Annotated in this window: 12 protein-coding genes; 3 read left to right on the forward strand and 9 right to left on the reverse strand. The window is 72.0% G+C overall.

The window, feature by feature from the left end; all coding sequences use genetic code 11:
• Positions 1-171 precede the first annotated feature (171 nt).
• The gene (locus ABGB17_RS30455) at positions 172-1,104 is read left to right on the forward strand and encodes a hypothetical protein (protein WP_347635701.1); all 933 of its coding nucleotides are present in this window, start codon (positions 172-174) and stop codon (positions 1,102-1,104) included.
• Positions 1,105-1,165: 61 nt separating this feature from the next.
• Positions 1,166-2,962 (forward strand): Na+/H+ antiporter NhaA, encoded by a 1,797-nt coding sequence (gene nhaA, locus ABGB17_RS30460; RefSeq protein ID WP_347635703.1) that lies wholly within the window; start codon positions 1,166-1,168, stop codon positions 2,960-2,962.
• 8 nt (positions 2,963-2,970) lie between these two features.
• On the opposite strand, the gene ABGB17_RS30465 is transcribed toward nhaA, so the two are convergent.
• Both ABGB17_RS30465 and ABGB17_RS30470 read right to left on the reverse strand, forming a co-directional pair.
• Positions 2,971-3,348 carry a VOC family protein gene (locus ABGB17_RS30465; protein ID WP_347635706.1) on the reverse strand — a complete coding sequence of 126 codons (378 nt, stop codon included), beginning with the start codon at positions 3,346-3,348 and terminating at the stop codon, positions 2,971-2,973.
• A gap of 90 nt (positions 3,349-3,438) precedes the next feature.
• A complete protein-coding gene (locus ABGB17_RS30470) occupies positions 3,439-3,687 on the reverse strand; it encodes a hypothetical protein (RefSeq protein ID WP_347635708.1) in 249 nt (82 codons plus the stop codon).
• 141 nt (positions 3,688-3,828) lie between these two features.
• On the opposite strand from ABGB17_RS30470, the gene ABGB17_RS30475 reads away from it, so the two are divergent.
• Positions 3,829-4,443 carry a hypothetical protein gene (locus ABGB17_RS30475; protein ID WP_347635712.1) on the forward strand — a complete coding sequence of 205 codons (615 nt, stop codon included), beginning with the start codon at positions 3,829-3,831 and terminating at the stop codon, positions 4,441-4,443.
• Positions 4,444-4,447: 4 nt separating this feature from the next.
• Here ABGB17_RS30475 and ABGB17_RS30480 read toward each other — a convergent pair whose 3' ends face one another.
• The 7 genes from ABGB17_RS30480 to ABGB17_RS30510 form a co-directional block, all read right to left on the reverse strand.
• Entirely contained in the window at positions 4,448-7,627 is a 3,180-nt protein-coding gene (locus ABGB17_RS30480) for a 2Fe-2S iron-sulfur cluster-binding protein (protein WP_347635716.1), read from the reverse strand.
• Positions 7,624-7,890, reverse strand: a complete 267-nt coding sequence (locus ABGB17_RS30485; protein ID WP_347635718.1) for a sarcosine oxidase subunit delta — start codon at positions 7,888-7,890, stop codon at positions 7,624-7,626. The genes ABGB17_RS30480 and ABGB17_RS30485 overlap by 4 nt, the downstream gene beginning before the upstream one ends.
• 13 nt (positions 7,891-7,903) lie before the next feature.
• Positions 7,904-9,100 carry a sarcosine oxidase subunit beta family protein gene (locus ABGB17_RS30490; RefSeq protein WP_347635722.1) on the reverse strand — a complete coding sequence of 399 codons (1,197 nt, stop codon included), beginning with the start codon at positions 9,098-9,100 and terminating at the stop codon, positions 7,904-7,906.
• Between the two features lie 14 nt (positions 9,101-9,114).
• On the reverse strand, positions 9,115-11,535 hold the full coding sequence (locus ABGB17_RS30495) for an FAD-dependent oxidoreductase (protein WP_347635725.1): 2,421 nt from the start codon (positions 11,533-11,535) through the stop codon (positions 9,115-9,117).
• A 159-nt stretch (positions 11,536-11,694) separates the two neighbouring features.
• On the reverse strand, positions 11,695-12,690 hold the full coding sequence (locus ABGB17_RS30500; RefSeq protein ID WP_347635729.1) for an ABC transporter substrate-binding protein: 996 nt from the start codon (positions 12,688-12,690) through the stop codon (positions 11,695-11,697).
• A gap of 80 nt (positions 12,691-12,770) precedes the next feature.
• Positions 12,771-14,741 carry an ABC transporter permease subunit gene (locus ABGB17_RS30505; RefSeq protein WP_347635733.1) on the reverse strand — a complete coding sequence of 657 codons (1,971 nt, stop codon included), beginning with the start codon at positions 14,739-14,741 and terminating at the stop codon, positions 12,771-12,773.
• Positions 14,738-15,760 (reverse strand): glycine betaine/L-proline ABC transporter ATP-binding protein, encoded by a 1,023-nt coding sequence (locus ABGB17_RS30510; protein ID WP_347635872.1) that lies wholly within the window; start codon positions 15,758-15,760, stop codon positions 14,738-14,740. The genes ABGB17_RS30505 and ABGB17_RS30510 overlap by 4 nt, the downstream gene beginning before the upstream one ends.
• Positions 15,761-15,815: the final 55 nt, after the last annotated feature.

Here is a 15,815-nt window from a genome sequence, read left to right on the forward strand (position 1 = left end):
GTGATAGTTCATCACGGTTGTGATGGGTGTTGAGTAAAGGAACCTTAGATCCTTCTTGGGCTGGGCACTGGGCGGTGTCCGGATCTGGTCAGGTGCGCTCTCGCCATGGGTGGCGCGGGGGTAATACGGTCTGATCCGCCGGACGGTGGGAGAAAGGGTGAGAGGGCGGAAATGACAGAGAACGTTCCTGAGGAGTCGGGGAAAGAGAAGGAATTAATCTTCAAGGACAAGTTCTCCGGGCCCACCGGGGAGCATGTGAAGGTGCAGAACGAACGGGTCGCGGAAGCGTGGCGGATATTCCAGGAACTGGACCGCGTCCCGGTGACCGGGAACGAGCGCACGGAAGTCGAGAAGGCACTGGGACGTGAGACGCCCGCGACGTTCACGCAGCCGTTGCTGGAGAGGATCGAGCGGGTGACCGGGCAGGGGCCCAGGCTGAGCGGGACGGTCGCGGCCAGGTACGGCGGGACGTGGGCGAACACCAGCCTCTTGGCGACACCCAAAGGGGGGCACCAGGTGGACGCCACCGGGTACAACGCGGTGCACGTCTTCGGCTCGGCGCTCGGCGAGGTCCCCAAGGAGGAGCGTCACGAGGTGGTCTGGCGGGTGACCGTCGAGACGGTCATCCCGAAGTATCCGCTGGCCGTGCAGGACACCGAGCCGTGGGCGGGGGAGGTCGGTGAGTGGCTGGAGGTCTTCGTGCACGAGTTCACGTTGCACGCCGAGACCTATGTCAACGCGATCGGCGCCTACCTGGCGGGGGCCGTGTGGCCGACCACCTTCCAGTCGACCGAGCATTGGTTGTTCGTGCAGCAGGGGTTACCTCGTTATCTGCTCCTGCTGCACCGGATTCGCCAGAAGTACCCCGCCCATGAGAACGCTTACATGAAGTCGCTGCGGCCCTGGGCGTTGACACAGACCAAGGTCCCCCCTGCCGTCGCGAACGTGGTGGGGGGCAACCCGAACATCGAAAATCTTCGTGAACTCGCGTTGTTCTACGGCAAGGAACAGCCGGCGGAGGTGGACATGAAGCTCAGCGCCTGGCTGAAGGAGCGTCTCGCCCCGCTCGTCACGGCGCCTCCGCTGGACGGCTGGCTGCGCTGAGCGGGTACCCGGCCGTGTCCCCGGCGAGGGTACTCGTACACTCGCCGGGGGGAATCACACGATGCGCACCTTTCTCAAGACCGAGGTGGGTAGCACCAGCGTGCTGCTCGTGGCCACACTTGCCGGGCTGGTGTGGGCGAACTCGCCGTGGGCGGATACGTATGAGCGGTTCTGGCATCTCACGCTGGGGATCTCGTTCAACGGGGACACGTTCTCGCTGGATCTGCGGCACTGGGTGAACGACGGGCTGATGACGGTGTTCTTCTTCGTCATCGGGCTGGAGATCTCCCGTGAGGTGGCTGTGGGGCAGTTGCGGGACCGGCGGCTGATCGCGGTGCCGGCGGTGGCGGCGCTGGGTGGGATGGTGGTGCCGGCGGGGGTGTACCTGCTGGTGAACGCGGGTGGGGCGGGGGCAGGTGGGTGGGGGGTGCCGATCGCCACGGACACGGCGTTCGCGCTCGGGGTGCTGGCCATCGTGGGGGCGCGGTGCCCGGAGCCGTTGCGGGCGTTCCTGCTGACGCTGGCGATCGTGGACGATGTGCTGGCGATCCTCGTGATCGCCGTGTTCTACACCGAGGACCTTTCGGTGGCCGCGCTGCTGTGGGCGGTGGCGTTGCTGGCGTTGATCGTGACGTTGCGGTGGTTGCGGTTCTGGCGGGCACCCGCGTATGTGATCCTCGGGTTCGCCCTGTGGCTGGCGGCGCTGCGCAGCGGGGTGCATCCCACGCTCGTGGGGATCGCGCTCGGGGCGCTGGTGCTGGTGTACGCGCCGCGTGAGCACCAGGTGATGCTCGCGGGTGAGGCGGTGCAGGAGTTCACCAGCAAGCCGAACGCGCGGCTGGCGGTCCAGGCGGCGCGGACGGTGCGGCAGGCGGTGTCGGTCAACGAGCGGCTGCAGGTCATGCTGCATCCGTGGAGCAGCCACGTCATCGTGCCGATCTTCGCGTTGGCCAACGCGGGGGTGCGGCTGGACGGCGGGTCGCTGCGCCACGCGGTGGGGTCCGCCATCACGTGGGGGATCGTGCTCGGGCTGGTGCTGGGAAAGCTGGCCGGGATCTCGCTCGGTACGTGGATCCCGTTGCGCCTCAACTGGGGTGTGCTGCCGGGCAACCTGGTGTGGGGGCAGATGCTGGGCGGGGCGGCGGTCTCCGGCATCGGGTTCACGGTCTCACTGTTCATCGTGGACCTCGCCTTCACCGACGCCGTGATGCGCACCGACGCCAAGATCGGCATCATCGCGGGGTCGCTGGTCGCGGCGATCCTCGGCTGGGTGATCTTCCGCATGGCGTGGGACCAGGGTGGCGTCTGCGCGCCGCCGCGCACCGGGCCCGAGGAGATACTCCCCGAGACGCTCGCCGTGCCGGTCCACGAGGGAGATCACGTGCGCGGTCCCGAAGATGCCACGGTGACGCTGGTGGAGTACGGCGACTTCGAGTGCCCGTACTGCGGGCGGCTGCACCAGGTGCTGGAACGGCTCCAGGAGCGCCATCCCGATCTACGGGTGGTCTTCCGGCACTTCCCGCTCCGCGAGTTGCACCCGCACGCCGCCCCGGCCGCGCTGGTCGCCGAGGACGCCGCCGACCACGGCAGGTTCTGGGAGATGCACGACACCTTGTTCGCGAACCAGCGCCACCTGAACCACCCCGACCTGGAGAAGTACGCCCGTTCGCTTGGTGTGGAGCCGTGGCGCCGGGTGCCCGAGCATCTGGAACGCATCGCCGCGGACGAGGAGTCCGGCCGGAACAGCGGCGTCCGCGGCACTCCGACGATCTTCCTCAACGGCGCCAGGTACCACGGCCACCACGACCTGGAGTCGTTGTCCAAGGCGGTCGCGGAGCTCCAGCGCGCCACGCGCTAGGACCGGGGTCAGGGGATCCAGAGGCAGAAGGGGTGGCCGGCCGGGTCCAGGTAGACGCGGACGTCGTCCTGCGGCTGGTACGGCGCCAGGGTCGCGCCGGCCGCCTCGGCGTGCGCCCCTGCCGCGTCGAGGTCCTCGACCTCTATGTCCAGGTGCGTCATCATCTGCTGGTCGCCGGGGCCGGCGGGCCAGGTGGGACGGACGTACGCCTTCTCCGTCTGGAAGGACAGGCCGGTGCCACCGCCGGGAGGGCGGAGGGTGACCCAGTCGCCCTCGTCGTCCTTGATCGGCCAGCCGAGGAGACGCTGGTAGAAGGCGGCGAGTTCGCGAGCGTGCGGGGCGTCGAGCACCGTCGCGGTGAGGGTGAGGCGGGGCATGTCGGACATGTCATCTCCTTCCGGACGTCTGGAGGGCGACGATATCGCGGGCGACCGTGCGGTGGATGTGGATGATGAGGCGGCAGGGCCGGAGGCCGCTCACGACATGGTGCGGCCAGAGGTGGGGCACGCCTGAGCGAGGGTGACTTCGAGCTGGGACTCCGCGGCCAGGTGGGCGGCCAGTTCCTCCAGGGTCGCGGCGCAGCGGACGTTGGAGAGGCCGTGGCGGAGGAGGAGGGCCGAGAGGCCCTGGCGGCGCACGGCGTACCATCCGCCGCCCACGGCGTCGGAGACGAGCCAGCGGCGGCTGTACTTGGCGTTGAGCTCGGCGATCGTGACTGTGGTCACCAGGTCACCGTGCCATCAGGGGGTTCTGTGCGGTCGGCATGGGTCAAAGAGTAGTCACTCGTCGGTAGCGAATCAATCACGAAGAGTTACCTGGTGGGGCGGTGTGGCGGGCCGGGGGTGGGGTCCAGCAGGCTTGTCCTCATGAATGCGAACGAACCGGTGGCTACGCGTAAGGCGCTGCATGCGGTGGCCGAACTGGTGATGGCGGGGCCGCAATATCGGCGTAGTGGGACGATCCGGCTGGGGGTGACGCCGGGGGGGTTCGCGACGGTGGCCGAGCCGGTGCTGCGGGTGGAGGGTGTCGTCCTGGTGGCCGGGGAGACGCGGGTGGAGTTGAACGGGCGCACGCTCCGTGAGCTCGGGGAGGTCACGGGGAGCGGGGCCGGGGCGCCTGAGGGGTTGTACCACGACGGCTCGGGGGGCGCGCCGGATGACGTGGTCGTGGTGGACGCGGAGGCGGCGGGGGTGCTCGCGGAGGCGCTGGGCCGGGGGGACGCGGCGTTGCGGGCGTTCGCGCCGGGGGTGACGCCGGTGTTGTGGCCGGAGCACTTCGATCTCGGGATCTCGGTGGACGAGGTCAACTACGGGATCTCGCTCGGCGACGGTCACCTCGACGAGCCGTACGCCTACGTGGGGCCGTGGCAGCCCCGGGAGGGCGAGTTCTGGAACGCGCCGTTCGGGGCGGCGCGGCCGTTGTCGGAGGTGGACGATCTGGCGGCGTTCTTCGCGGAGGGGCGGCGGCTGGCGTCCGGCTGAGCCGTCACCGGACGGGGTCCACGGCGGCGTCCGCGAGCCAGGCGGTGAGGTAGCGGGCGAAGGAGGCGCGCACCAGGAGCCAGAACTCGTCGTGGGCGCGGGCGAGGAGGATCACCTGGGCGCGGGCGACCGTCGTCTGGGCGCAGCTCCCAGCGGGGAACGCCGACGGGTGCAGGTCCAGGGAGCAGCCGTGGGAGAGGAGGTCCCGGGCGCCTGGGCCCTTGACGGCGATGGTGGTGCGCTGCGCGGAGACGTCCGTCACGGCGACCTCCGCGGAGCGGGCCGGGATCTCGTCCCCGATGACGAGCCACTCGCCGGGGCCCAGCCAGGCGACGTCCGTGGTCCCCCGGGTCTCCCAGGTGCCTGCGGGCAGGGCCTGCTCGCCGTGGACGCCGGTCATGCGGAGGTAGGGGATCTCGTGGATGTGGACGCGGGGGGTGGAGACGCCGGGGAAACCCTCCGCGGGGGTCGTGCGGGTGGGGTCGGGGGGCGGGGGGACGTCCAGGACGGCTTCGGCGGGGGCGCCGTCGCGGCGGGTGCCCTCGGGGTCGTACAGGACGGGGGTGGTGACGGTCACCGGGATGCTCGTGCCGCCTGACACGGCGTGGAGGCGGGTGCCGGTGCGGTGGTCGCCGCCGGCCAGCAGGGCCAGGGCGAAGGTGCGGCCGAGGGCGGCGCTGCGGTAGCTGGAGGTGACGTGGCCGAGCATGGGGACCGGCGGCGGTGGCAGAGGGTCGTGTTCCACGAGCTGGGCGCCCTCGGGGACGAGGATGTGGGGGTCCTCGGGGAGGAGGGCGACCAGGCGGCGGCGATCGGGGCGGATGGTGTCGGCCCGGGTGTGGGAGCGTTTGCCGATGAAGTCGGGCTTCTTGCGGGAGACGATCCAGCTCATGCCGAGGTCGTGCGGGGTGACGGTGCCGTCGGTGTCCTGGCCGATGATGGAGTAGCCCTTCTCGGCGCGCAGGACGTGCATGGCCTCGGTGCCGTACGGGGTGACGGCGCCGGTGCCCATGACGGCGTCCCAGAGGGCCTGGCCGTGCCAGCGGGTGACGTTGATCTCGTAGGCGAGCTCGCCGGAGAAGCTGATGCGGCAGACCCGCGCCGGGATGCCGGCCACCGTGGTGTCGCGCCAGGTCATGAAGGGGAAACTCGCGGCGTCCACCGCGAGGTCCGGCGCCAGGGCGGCCAGGACCCGGCGGGAGTGCGGGCCGGCGAGGGCCACCGTGGCCCAGTGGTCGGTGACGGACGTGCAGCGGACCCGGAGGGCGGGCCACTCGGTCTGGAGCCACTCCTCCATCCAGTCGAGGACGGCGGCGGCGTTGCCGGTGGTCGTGGTGACGAGGTAGTGGTCGGGGGCGAGCCTGATGGCGGTGCCGTCGTCGAACACCATGCCGTCGGCGCGGCACATGAGGCCGTACCGGATGGCGCCCACCTTCAGGGTGCTCATCATGTTGGTGTAGAGGCGGTCGAGGAACTCGGCGGCGTCCGGACCCTGGACGTCGATCTTCCCCAGGGTCGAGGCGTCCAGGGCACCGGCGGCCTCTCGCACCGCCGCGCACTCGCGCCGGACGGCCGCCGCCATGTCCTCCCCCGGCCTCGGGTAGTACCAGGGGCGTCTCCACTGGCCGACGTTCTCGAAGACGGCGCCCGCCTCCGCGTGGCGGTCGTGCATGGCGGTGACGCGGATCGGGTCGTGCAGGTCTCCTCTGTCCCGGCCCGCCAGGGTCGCGAAGGACACCGGGACGTACGGGGCACGGGCCGTCGTCGTCCCCACGGCGGCGACGTCCGCGCCGAGGAGCCGCGCGACGATCGCGGCGGTCAGGACGCCGGACGTCTTCCCCTGGTCGTGGGCCGTGCCCGCCGTGGTGTACCGCTTCACGTGCTCGACCGAACGCAGGCCCGCCCCGAGGGCACGCTGGAGGTCCGCCACCGTGACGTCCCGCTGGAGGTCCACGAAGTGCGTCGAGTAGTCGTCCGCCGGGACCAGCCACAACGGCTCGGTGGACGTCCCGGCCGGGACGTCGACGGCGGACTCGCCGTCGGCCAGGCAGTCGTCCAGGGCGTGGAGGCCGCGGGCGGCGCCGGCCACCCTCACGGACTGGCCCGGCGGGGATGTCGTGGGGACGAAGGCGGCCAGGGACCGGTCGTAGCGAAGCCGGCCGCCGGCTTGGGAGTACAGGTGGGTGACCGGGTTCCAGCCGCCGGAGACCAGGAGGAGGTCGGCTTCCACGGTTGCCGGCCCCAGCCGGACGGCGTGAAGCCCTTCGTCAGGGGTGGCGCACACCCCCGTGACCAGGTGGGGGGAGCCGGGGGTGACGACGTCGGCGACGGCCAGCCCGGCGGCGGTGAGGTCGCCGTAGGAGGCCTCCGGGGCGGTCGTGAAGATCACGGCGCGGCGGCCGGGGAGGACGCCGTAACGGTTGACGTACGCGCGGGCGGCGGAGAGCAGCATCACGCCGGGGGTGTCGTTGCCGGCGAAGGCCACGGGGCGTTCGGTGGCGCCGGTGGCGAGGATCACGTGCCGGGCGCGGATGTGCCAGGTGCGTTCACGGGTGACGGCCCGTTCGCCCCGGCGTTCCACGGCGACCAGGTAGTTGTGGTCGTAGTAGCCGATGACGGTGGTGCGGGTCAGCACGCGGACGCCGGGGAGCGTCGCCAGCGTGGCCGCGACGTCGAGGGCCCAGGCCGCGCCGGGACGGCCCTCCACCTGGTCCGCGGTGTCGGGCAGGGTGCCGCCCGGGACGGGACGGTCGTCGGCGAGGACGACGCGGGCACCGGAACGGGCGGCGGCGCGGGCGGCGGTCAGGCCGGCGGGGCCCGCGCCGACCACGAGGACGTCGCAGTGGGTGTGCACGGCGTCGTACCTCGCCGGGTCGGGGGCGGCCGCCAGGCGCCCGCGGCCGGAGAGTGACGTGGCGGCGAGGCCGTCGTACAGGGGAACGGTGGTGGCCTGCACCATGGGCTCGGGGAACGGGTGCTCGATCTGGACGACCGCGGTGGGGTCCTCGGTCCACGAGCCGTAGATGCCGCGGGGACGGCCGAGGGTGACGCTGGTGCCGATCCGCCGCACGCCGCCGGCCAGCAGCGCGGCGGCCAGCGTGTCGCCCTCCCGGCCCTCGTACGGCCGCCCGTCGAACGTGAAGCGCAGCCGCTCCCCGCCGTCGCGCCCGAGACGCCGGCTCATCGCGCCGCTCCCGAAGCGCCGGACGGCAGGATCTCGTTGGTCACGGTGTCCCGCGTCACGGTGAACCAGCGGCGGCAGCCGGCCGCGTGGCTCCAGCGCTCGTGGAACGGCCCTCTGGGGTTGTCGCGGTAGAAGAGGTAGCGGGACCACTCCTCGTCGGTCAGGCCGGACGGGTCCGCGGGGTGGGCGACGCCGGCCTGCCCGCCGTAGGTGAACTCGGTCTCGTCGCGGGGGCCGCACCACGGGCACGGGATGAGCAGCATCGAAAGGGTTCCTTCAGTGGGCGACGGCGGCGGCGCCGTGCTCGTCGACGAGCGCCCCTGTGGTGAATCGGTCCAGCGTGAACGGCGCGTTCAGCGGGTGCGGCTCGCCGGTGGCGACGGTGTGGGCGTAGCACCAGCCGACCCCGGGGGTGGCCTTGAAGCCGCCGGTCCCCCACCCGCAGTTGACGTACAGGTCCTCGACGGGCGTGAGCCCGACCACCGGGGACGCGTCCGGCGAGACGTCCACCACGCCGCCCCAGGTGCGCAGCACGTGCGCGCGGGCGAAGACGGGGAACAGTTCCAGCGCCGCCGCCATCTGCCGTTCGATGACGTGGAAAGCGCCCCGCTGCCGGTAGGAGGTGGCCGCGTCGATGCCGGCCCCCATGACCAGCTCTCCCTTGTGGGCCTGGCTGACGTACACGTGCACGGCGTTGGACATCACCACGGTGGGGTGCACCGGTTCGAGCAGTTCGGAGACCAGCGCCTGCAACGTGTGGCTCCGCACCGGCAGCCGCACCCCCGCGGTCGCCGCCACCACCGACGAGTGCCCGGCGGCGGACAGCGCGACCCGCCCCGCGGCGATGCGCCCCCGCGTGGTCCGTACGCCGACGGCCCGCCCGCCGGAGACCTCGATCCCGGTGACCTCGCAGTTCTCGATGAAGTGCACGCCGAGCGCCGACGCGGCCCGCGCGTACCCCCAGGCGACGAGGTCGTGCTTGGCGATGCCGCCCCGCGGCTGGTAGGTGGCGCCGAGCACCGGGTAGCGGGTGTCCTGCCGCACGTCCACGACGGGACAGACCTCGGCGACCTGCGACGGGGTCAGCCATTCGGCGTCCACCCCGTTCAGCCGGTTGGCGTTGACGCGGCGCATGCCGTCGCGCACGTCCTGGTGGCTGTGCGCGAGGTTCACCACGCCGCGCCGGCTGAACAGCACCTCGAAGCCGAGCTCCTCTTCCAGGCCCTCCCACAGCTTGAGCGCGTGCTCGTAGATGCCCGCGCTCTCGTCCCACAGGTAGTTGGACCGGATGATGGTGGTGTTGCGCGCCATGTTGCCGCCGGCCAGCCACCCCTTCTCCAGCACGGCCACGTCGGTCACGCCGTGGTTCTTGGCCAGGTAGTAAGCGGTCGCGATGCCGTGCCCGCCGCCGCCGACGATCACCACGTCGTAGGCGGCCTCCGGGTCGGGGCTGTGCCACAGCGGTCCGTTCACGGTCCTCCCGTCCGTCATGCGCGCAGCCGCGTCATCGCGGGGTCGAAGAGCGGCTCGGCGGCCACCACGGCCGGGACGCGTTCACCGAAGTAGCCGATCTCGACGGCCCGCCCTGGCTCGGCGAGCGCGGCGGGCAGCCAGGCGTAGGCGACGGCCCTGCCGATCGTGTACCCGTAGGCGGCGCTGGTCACGTACCCGACGGGGGTGGCGCCGTCGTACACCGGCTCCTTGCCCATCACCACGCCGGCGGGGTCGTCGACGGTCAGGCAGGCGAGGCGGCGGGTCACCGACGCGCGGCGCCGCTCCAGGGCCTCCCGCCCGACGAAGTCGCCCTTGTCGAGCTTCACGGCGAAGCCCAGCCCGGCCTCGTACGGGTCGTGCTCGTCGGTCATGTCGACCCCGAACGCCCGGTAGCCCTTCTCCAGGCGCAGGCTGGTGAACGCCCCGCGGCCGCCCGCGAGGATCCCGTACGGCCGCCCCGCCTCCCAGAGGGTGTCCCAGAGCCTGAGCCCCATGTCGGCCGTGGTGTAGAGCTCCCAGCCGAGCTCCCCGATGTACGACAGCCGCAGCGCGGTCACCGGCACCGCCCCGATGTACGCCCGCTTGGCGTGGAAGTACCGGAAACCCTCGGCGGAGAAGTCGGCGTCGGTGAGCGGCGCCACCACGTCGCGGGCCCGCGGCCCCCACACCCCGACGCAGCAGGTGCCGGGCGTGAGGTCCCGGACGGTCACCGAGCCGTCGCGGGGCAGGTGGCGGGTGAGGCGGTCGAGGTCGAGGTTGCCGTTCGCGCCGACCTGGAACAGCTCGGGACCGAGCCGGGCCACGGTGACGTCGCTGCGGATGCCGCCGTCCTCCCCGAGCAGCAGGCAGTACGTCACGGTGCCGGCCGGCCGGTCCACCCTCCCGGTGGACACCCGGTCGAGGAAGGCGGCGGCGCCCGGCCCGGCGACCTCCAGCCGTTTCAGCGCGGTCATGTCGTACAGCGCGACACCCTCGCGGGACGCCTGGGCCTCGGCTCCGACGATGGGCGACCAGTGGCGGGCCGCCCAGTCGCCGGGTGTGGGCACGTCCCGGCCTTCCAGCAGGGGGGCGTTGGCGCCGTACCACTGGGGGCGCTCCCAGCCGTTCGCCTCCAGGAAGTACGCGTCCAGCTCGCGCTGCCGGGTGTGGAAGGGGCTGACCCGCAGGGGGCGCAGCAGCTCCGGCGGCTGGAGGGGATGGATGATGTCGTAGACCTCGTCGAAGTTGCGGCAGTCGCGGGCCAGCACGTAGGCGGGGGCGAGCTGGTGGGGCTCGAAGCGGTTGACGTCGCATTCGTGCAGGTCGAACGTGGAGTGGCCGTCCACGAGCCACTCGGCCACCGCACGGCCGACACCCGCGGAGTGGGTGACCCAGACGGCCTCGGCCACCCAGAAGCCCTCGACGTCCGGGGACGGGCCGAGCAGGGGCATGTTGTCGGTGGTGAAGGAGAACAGCCCGTTGACCCCCTCCTCGATCTTGGTGTCCCGCGTGCACGGCAGGAGCGAGCGGGTCTCCTCCCAGGCGGGGGCGAAGTCGCCGGCGGTGAAGCGCAACAGCGAGGGCATCACCTCGGCCTCGTCCACCGGCAGGATGTCCTCCGGGCGCACCGGCATGGCCCGGTGGCCGTAGTAGCCGACGGCGAGCCGGTCGCCCCGCTCGCGGTAGTACAGGTCGGCGTCCTGGTGGCGCAGGATCGGGCGGACGGCCTCGCCGGCCCGGCCGCGCAGGGCGGGCACCGGGCCGGTCCAGGCGAGCTGGTGGGCGAGCGGGGTGAGGGGCAGCGTCATGCCGGCCATGGCGGCGACCTTGGGCCCCCAGATGCCGGCGCAGCAGACGACGACGTCGGCGGGGATGTCACCCCGGCCGGTGCGGACGCCGGTGACCCGGCCGCCCCTGGTGAGCACCTCCAGCACCTCGTGCCGGTCGAGCACGCGCACGCCGCGTTCGCGGGCGGCGGCGAGCTGCACCTCGACGGCGCGCACGGCTTCGGCGATGCCGTCGGTGGGCACGTGGAAGCCGCCGAGCACGCGGGCGGGGTCGAGCAGGGAGTGGCGGGCGACGGTCTCCTCGGGGCCGAGCAGCTCGGCGTCCACGCCCCAGGAGGTGGCCCAGCCGTGGCGGCGGGACAACTCGCGCAGCCGTTCGGGGGTGGTGGCGATCTCCAGGCCGCCGACCTGGAGGAAGCAGCCGAGCCGCAGGAGCTTCTCGACGGTGTAGCGGGCGAGGGCGGTCATGGTCTTGGAGGGGTTGGTCTGGAACACCAGCCCCGGCGCGTGGCTGGTGGACCCGCCGGGTGCGGGCAGCGGCCCCTGGTCCAGCACGGTGACGTCGTGCCACCCGCGGGCCGACAACTCCTCGGCGAGCGCCGCGCCCACCACGCCGGCCCCGATGACGACGACCCGTGGGCCTGCCATACGCCACCTCCGTTGCGCATGATGGAACTAAGTAGCGCTTGCCGCAACAAGCCTGACCCGCGCTGGGAGGGGTGTCAAGAGATCCCGAACCCGGCCGGACTGAGCCCTGGAGTCCGGCCGGGCCGAGCATGGGTGACGGGACGGGCCCGTCAGGGAAGGTCAGCCGGTGGGGAGCCAGGCCTTGACCTTGTCGGGGTTGTCGGTGACCCACTTCTCGGCGGCCTGCTCGGGGGTCATCTTGTCCTCCGAGATGTACTTGGCCACGAGGTTCTGGTCGTCGTTGGTCCAGGTGAAGTTCTTGACCAGGTCGTACGCGGGGCTGCCCGACTGGGCGAACTTCGTGCTGACGATCTTGTCGAGCTCGTACGGCGGGTAGTCGCAGGCGACCTTCTCGGCGTCGGCGTCGCAGCCCTCGGTGTAGGCGGGCAGGTTGACCTTGACCAGCTTCACCTCGGCGAGGAACCACTGCGGCTCGTAGAAGTAGCCGAGCATGGGCTTCTTCTGCGCCTCGGCCTGCCGGAAGCCGGTGATCAGCGCCGCCTCGCTGCCCGCGTACACCACCTTGTAGTTCAGCTTCAGATTCTTGACCAGCGCCGCGTCGTTGGTGACGAACGAGGGATCGCCGTCCAGCAACTGGCCCTTGCCCCCGGACTCGGAGGTCTTGAACAGGTCGGCGTACTTGTTGAGGTTGTTCCAGTCGGTGATGTCGGGGTATTTCGCGGCCATCCACGGCGGCACGTACCAGCCGATCACGCCCTTGTTGCCGGTGGGCCCGGCCTCGACCGCGACCTTCTGCTGCTCGATGTACTTCTCCTTCAGGTCGTCGTGGCCCCAGTTCTCGACGACCGCGTCCACCTCGCCGGTGGCGAAACCCTGCCAGGCCACCTCCTCCTTGAGGTCCTTCTTCGTCACGGTGCAGCCGAGTTGCTTCTCGGCCACGTACGCGATCACCGCCGCGTTGGCCTCGTACCCGACCCAGGGGTTGATCGCGATGTTCACCGCGCCGCACGCCTTGCCGCCGGACGCGGAGGCGGCGCCGGACGAGGGCGTGCCCTCCCCCACCTTCGCGCCGCCGCAGCCGGAGACAAGGAGGCCGGCGGCCGCGAGCGCGACCGCTCCCGAGGCCTGACGCCGCGCGATCCTGGAAAGTGTCACCAAGGTCCTCCTCTATCCGAAAGCCGCCTGAGGCGGCCGCCCCGCACCCGCGTGTGCGAACCCCCGAGAAACCCTTCTCATCAGTGCCTCCCGTGCGCCGCGGCGTCCGCCCTGCGGGCCGCGGCCCGGGTGACGGCGGCGAGCAGGGTGCCGAGCACGACGATGGCGAGCCCGGCGGCCAGGCCCTTGCCGCGCAGTTGGAGCTGCGCGAAGCCGGACACGACGTCGTACCCGAGCGCGCCCGCGCCGACGAGGCCGCCGACCACCACCATGGCGAGCACGTAGCAGATGCCCTGGCTCGTGGCGAGCGCCACCGACGCCCTGGCCATCGGGAGCTGCACCTTGGAGATGAGCTGCCAGGTGCTCGACCCGGCCGCGGTGGCCGCCTCCACGGCGCTCGCCGACACGCCGCGCACGCCGTCGGCGACCAGCTTGACCGCGACCGGCGCGGCGTACGCGACGGCGGCGAGGATGGCGGTGAACCGGGTGGCGCCGAACAGGCCGAGGATGGGCACGAGGTACACGAACGCGGGCATGGTCTGCCCGGCGTCCAGCACCGGGCGGATCACCCGGTCGGCCCGGTCGTCGCGCCCCATCCAGACCCCGGCGACGACGCCGAGCAGCATGACGAGCACGGTGGCCACGAGCGTCGAGGCGAGGGTGACCATGCTGTCCTGCCACAGGCCGAGCGCCACGAGCAGCACCAGGCACACCGCGCAGACGGCCGCGATGCGCGCGCCGCCGACGACCAGCGCCACGGCGGTGACCCCGGCGGTGACGAGCCACCACGGCGACCCGGCGAGCAGCGCCTCGAACGGGTTGAGCAGGCCGTAGGTGACGAGGTTCTTCAGACCGTCGGTGGCGGCGTACAGGTGGGTCTGCGCCCATTCGCTGGCCCCTCCGGTGGCTTGGCGCACCTGCGCGCCGAGCTCGCCGGCGCCGGGGAACACCGCGGCCCACACGTAGATGTGGGACAGGTGGACGAGCACCGCGGTGACGGCGAGCACGGCGGCGATCCCGGCGCGGCGCCACCACGGCGGACGGTCGCGCCGGCGGGTCTCGACGCGGCGCCCGGCCGCCGTGGTGACCCGGTCGAGCACGATCGCCATGATCACGATGGCGAGGCCCGCGTTGAACGACGTGCCGACGTCCAGGGTCTCCAGGGACTTCAGCACGGTCTTGCCGAGACCGGGCGCGTCGATGAGCGCGGCGATGGTGACCATGGAAAGCGCCGCCATGATGGTCTGGTTGACGCCGACGACGATGGTCCGCTTGGCCAGCGGGAGCCGTACCTTGCGCAGGATCTGCCCGGGTGTCGAGCCGAGCGACACACCCGCCTCCACACTCTCGCGCGGCACCTGGCGTATGGCGTGCGCGGTGATGCGGATGGCCGGGGGGATGGCGTAGATCATGGTGGCGACGGTGGCGCTGGCCGGGCCGATGAGGAAGAACAACGTCAGCGGTGCGAGGTACACGAACGTCGGCATCGTCTGCATGAAGTCGAGCACCGGCGAGAACACCCGCTCGACCCGCGTGTCCAGCCCCGCCCAGACGCCGAGCGGCACACCGACGGCCAGCGAGAGCAGCACGGCGGACAGGGTGAGGGCCAGGGTGTCCATGCTCTCCTCCCACAGGCCGAGCAGCCCGAAGGAGGCGAAACCCGCGGCGGTGAGCAGGGCCACCCTGACGTTGCCCCACAGCAGGGCGGCGGCGGTCGCGACGGCCGTCACGCCGAGCCAGCCGACCACCGGCACCGGGCGGCCGAACGACGGGCGGCTGATCAGCGCCTGCACGAAGGAGACGAACTCGTCGATGAACAGCCGGATGTAGTTCACGAAGTACAGGAAGAACGGGTTGGAGTTCCGGCTGTTGTCGATGGTCTCGGCGGCGGCCCCGACGCGCTGGTGCAGCGGCGTGAGCTCCGCGCCGCCGAGCGGCAGCGTGGCCTGGCCGCGGAACGCGATCCACAGCAGCACCCACACGGCGACGACGCCGCCGAGCAGGTAGGGGCGGGACAGGAACGGCCGGCGCGCCGCCGCGACCGCGGTCACTCGGCGATCACCTCGAGGATCTCGGCGGCGCCCACCACGCCGAGCAACTCGCCGCCGGACACCACCCGCACCGGACGGTCGGCGCGCAGCACGGTGCGCACCGCGTCCTTGATCACCACGTCGGGGCCGAGCTCGGCACCGCCGGGCGCGTCGTCGTCGCGCGGCGGCCGCATGATCCAGCGCAGGGTGAGCACCCCGGCGCGGTCCACCTCGCTCACGAAGTCGCGCACGTAGTCGTCGGCGGGCGCGCCCACCACCTGGTCGGGTGTGCCGGTCTGCACGACGGCGCCGTCCCGCATCACCATGATGCGGTCGCCGAGCTTGAGCGCCTCGTCCAGGTCGTGCGTGATGAAGATCATCGTCTTGCCGACCTCGCGGTGCAGCCTGATGACCTCCTGCTGCATGTCGCGGCGGATCAGCGGGTCGAGCGCCGAGAACGGCTCGTCGAAGAACAGCACCTCGGGGTCCACGGCGAGGGCCCTCGCGAGGCCCACCCGCTGCTGCATGCCGCCGGACAGCTCGTCGGGGTAGGACCCGCCGTACCCGGACAGGCCCACCAGGTCGAGCATCTCGGTGGCCCGCGCGTACCTGGCCTGCTTGGCGGCGCCGCGGATCTCCAGGCCGTACGCGATGTTGTCCAGCACCCGACGGTGCGGCAGCAGCCCGAAGTGCTGGAACACCATGGCGAACCGGTGGCGGCGGATCTCGCGCAGTTCCCTGTCCCCGGCCTTGCGGATGTCCTGCCCGTCAAGCAGCACCTCCCCCGCGGTCGGCTCGACCAGCCGGGTGAGGCAGCGGACCAGCGTGGACTTGCCCGAGCCGGACAGGCCCATGACCACGAACACCTCGCCGCGGCGCACGCCGAACGTCACGTCGCGCACCGCGGCCACGCAGCCGGCGCGTTCCTTCAGCTCGCCGCGGGACAGCTCGGCGAGCGGCGAGCCGGGCACCCGGTCCGCACGGGGCCCGAACACCTTCCACAGGCCGCGCACGTCCAGGACCACCGGTTCCTCGGGCATGGCGGGCCGCGAGACTTCGGCCGGCGACGTCGCGGTCATGGTCACCTCGCGGGTC

This window comes from Sphaerisporangium sp. B11E5 (assembly GCF_039871875.1).
Classification (GTDB): domain Bacteria; phylum Actinomycetota; class Actinomycetes; order Streptosporangiales; family Streptosporangiaceae; genus Sphaerisporangium.

What these genes read in the sequence shown, in the direction of transcription:
- ABGB17_RS30455 (WP_347635701.1), top strand. Translation starts at nt 172, where the DNA reads ATGACAGAGAACGTTCCTGAGGAGTCGGGGAAAGAGAAGGAATTAATC.
- nhaA (WP_347635703.1), top strand. Translation starts at nt 1,166, where the DNA reads ATGCGCACCTTTCTCAAGACCGAGGTGGGTAGCACCAGCGTGCTGCTC.
- ABGB17_RS30465 (WP_347635706.1), bottom strand. Translation starts at nt 3,348, where the DNA reads ATGTCCGACATGCCCCGCCTCACCCTCACCGCGACGGTGCTCGACGCC.
- ABGB17_RS30485 (WP_347635718.1), bottom strand. Translation starts at nt 7,890, where the DNA reads ATGCTGCTCATCCCGTGCCCGTGGTGCGGCCCCCGCGACGAGACCGAG.
- ABGB17_RS30480 (WP_347635716.1), bottom strand. Translation starts at nt 7,627, where the DNA reads ATGAGCCGGCGTCTCGGGCGCGACGGCGGGGAGCGGCTGCGCTTCACG.
- ABGB17_RS30510 (WP_347635872.1), bottom strand. Translation starts at nt 15,760, where the DNA reads ATGCCCGAGGAACCGGTGGTCCTGGACGTGCGCGGCCTGTGGAAGGTG.
- ABGB17_RS30495 (WP_347635725.1), bottom strand. Translation starts at nt 11,535, where the DNA reads ATGGCAGGCCCACGGGTCGTCGTCATCGGGGCCGGCGTGGTGGGCGCG.
- ABGB17_RS30475 (WP_347635712.1), top strand. Translation starts at nt 3,829, where the DNA reads ATGAATGCGAACGAACCGGTGGCTACGCGTAAGGCGCTGCATGCGGTG.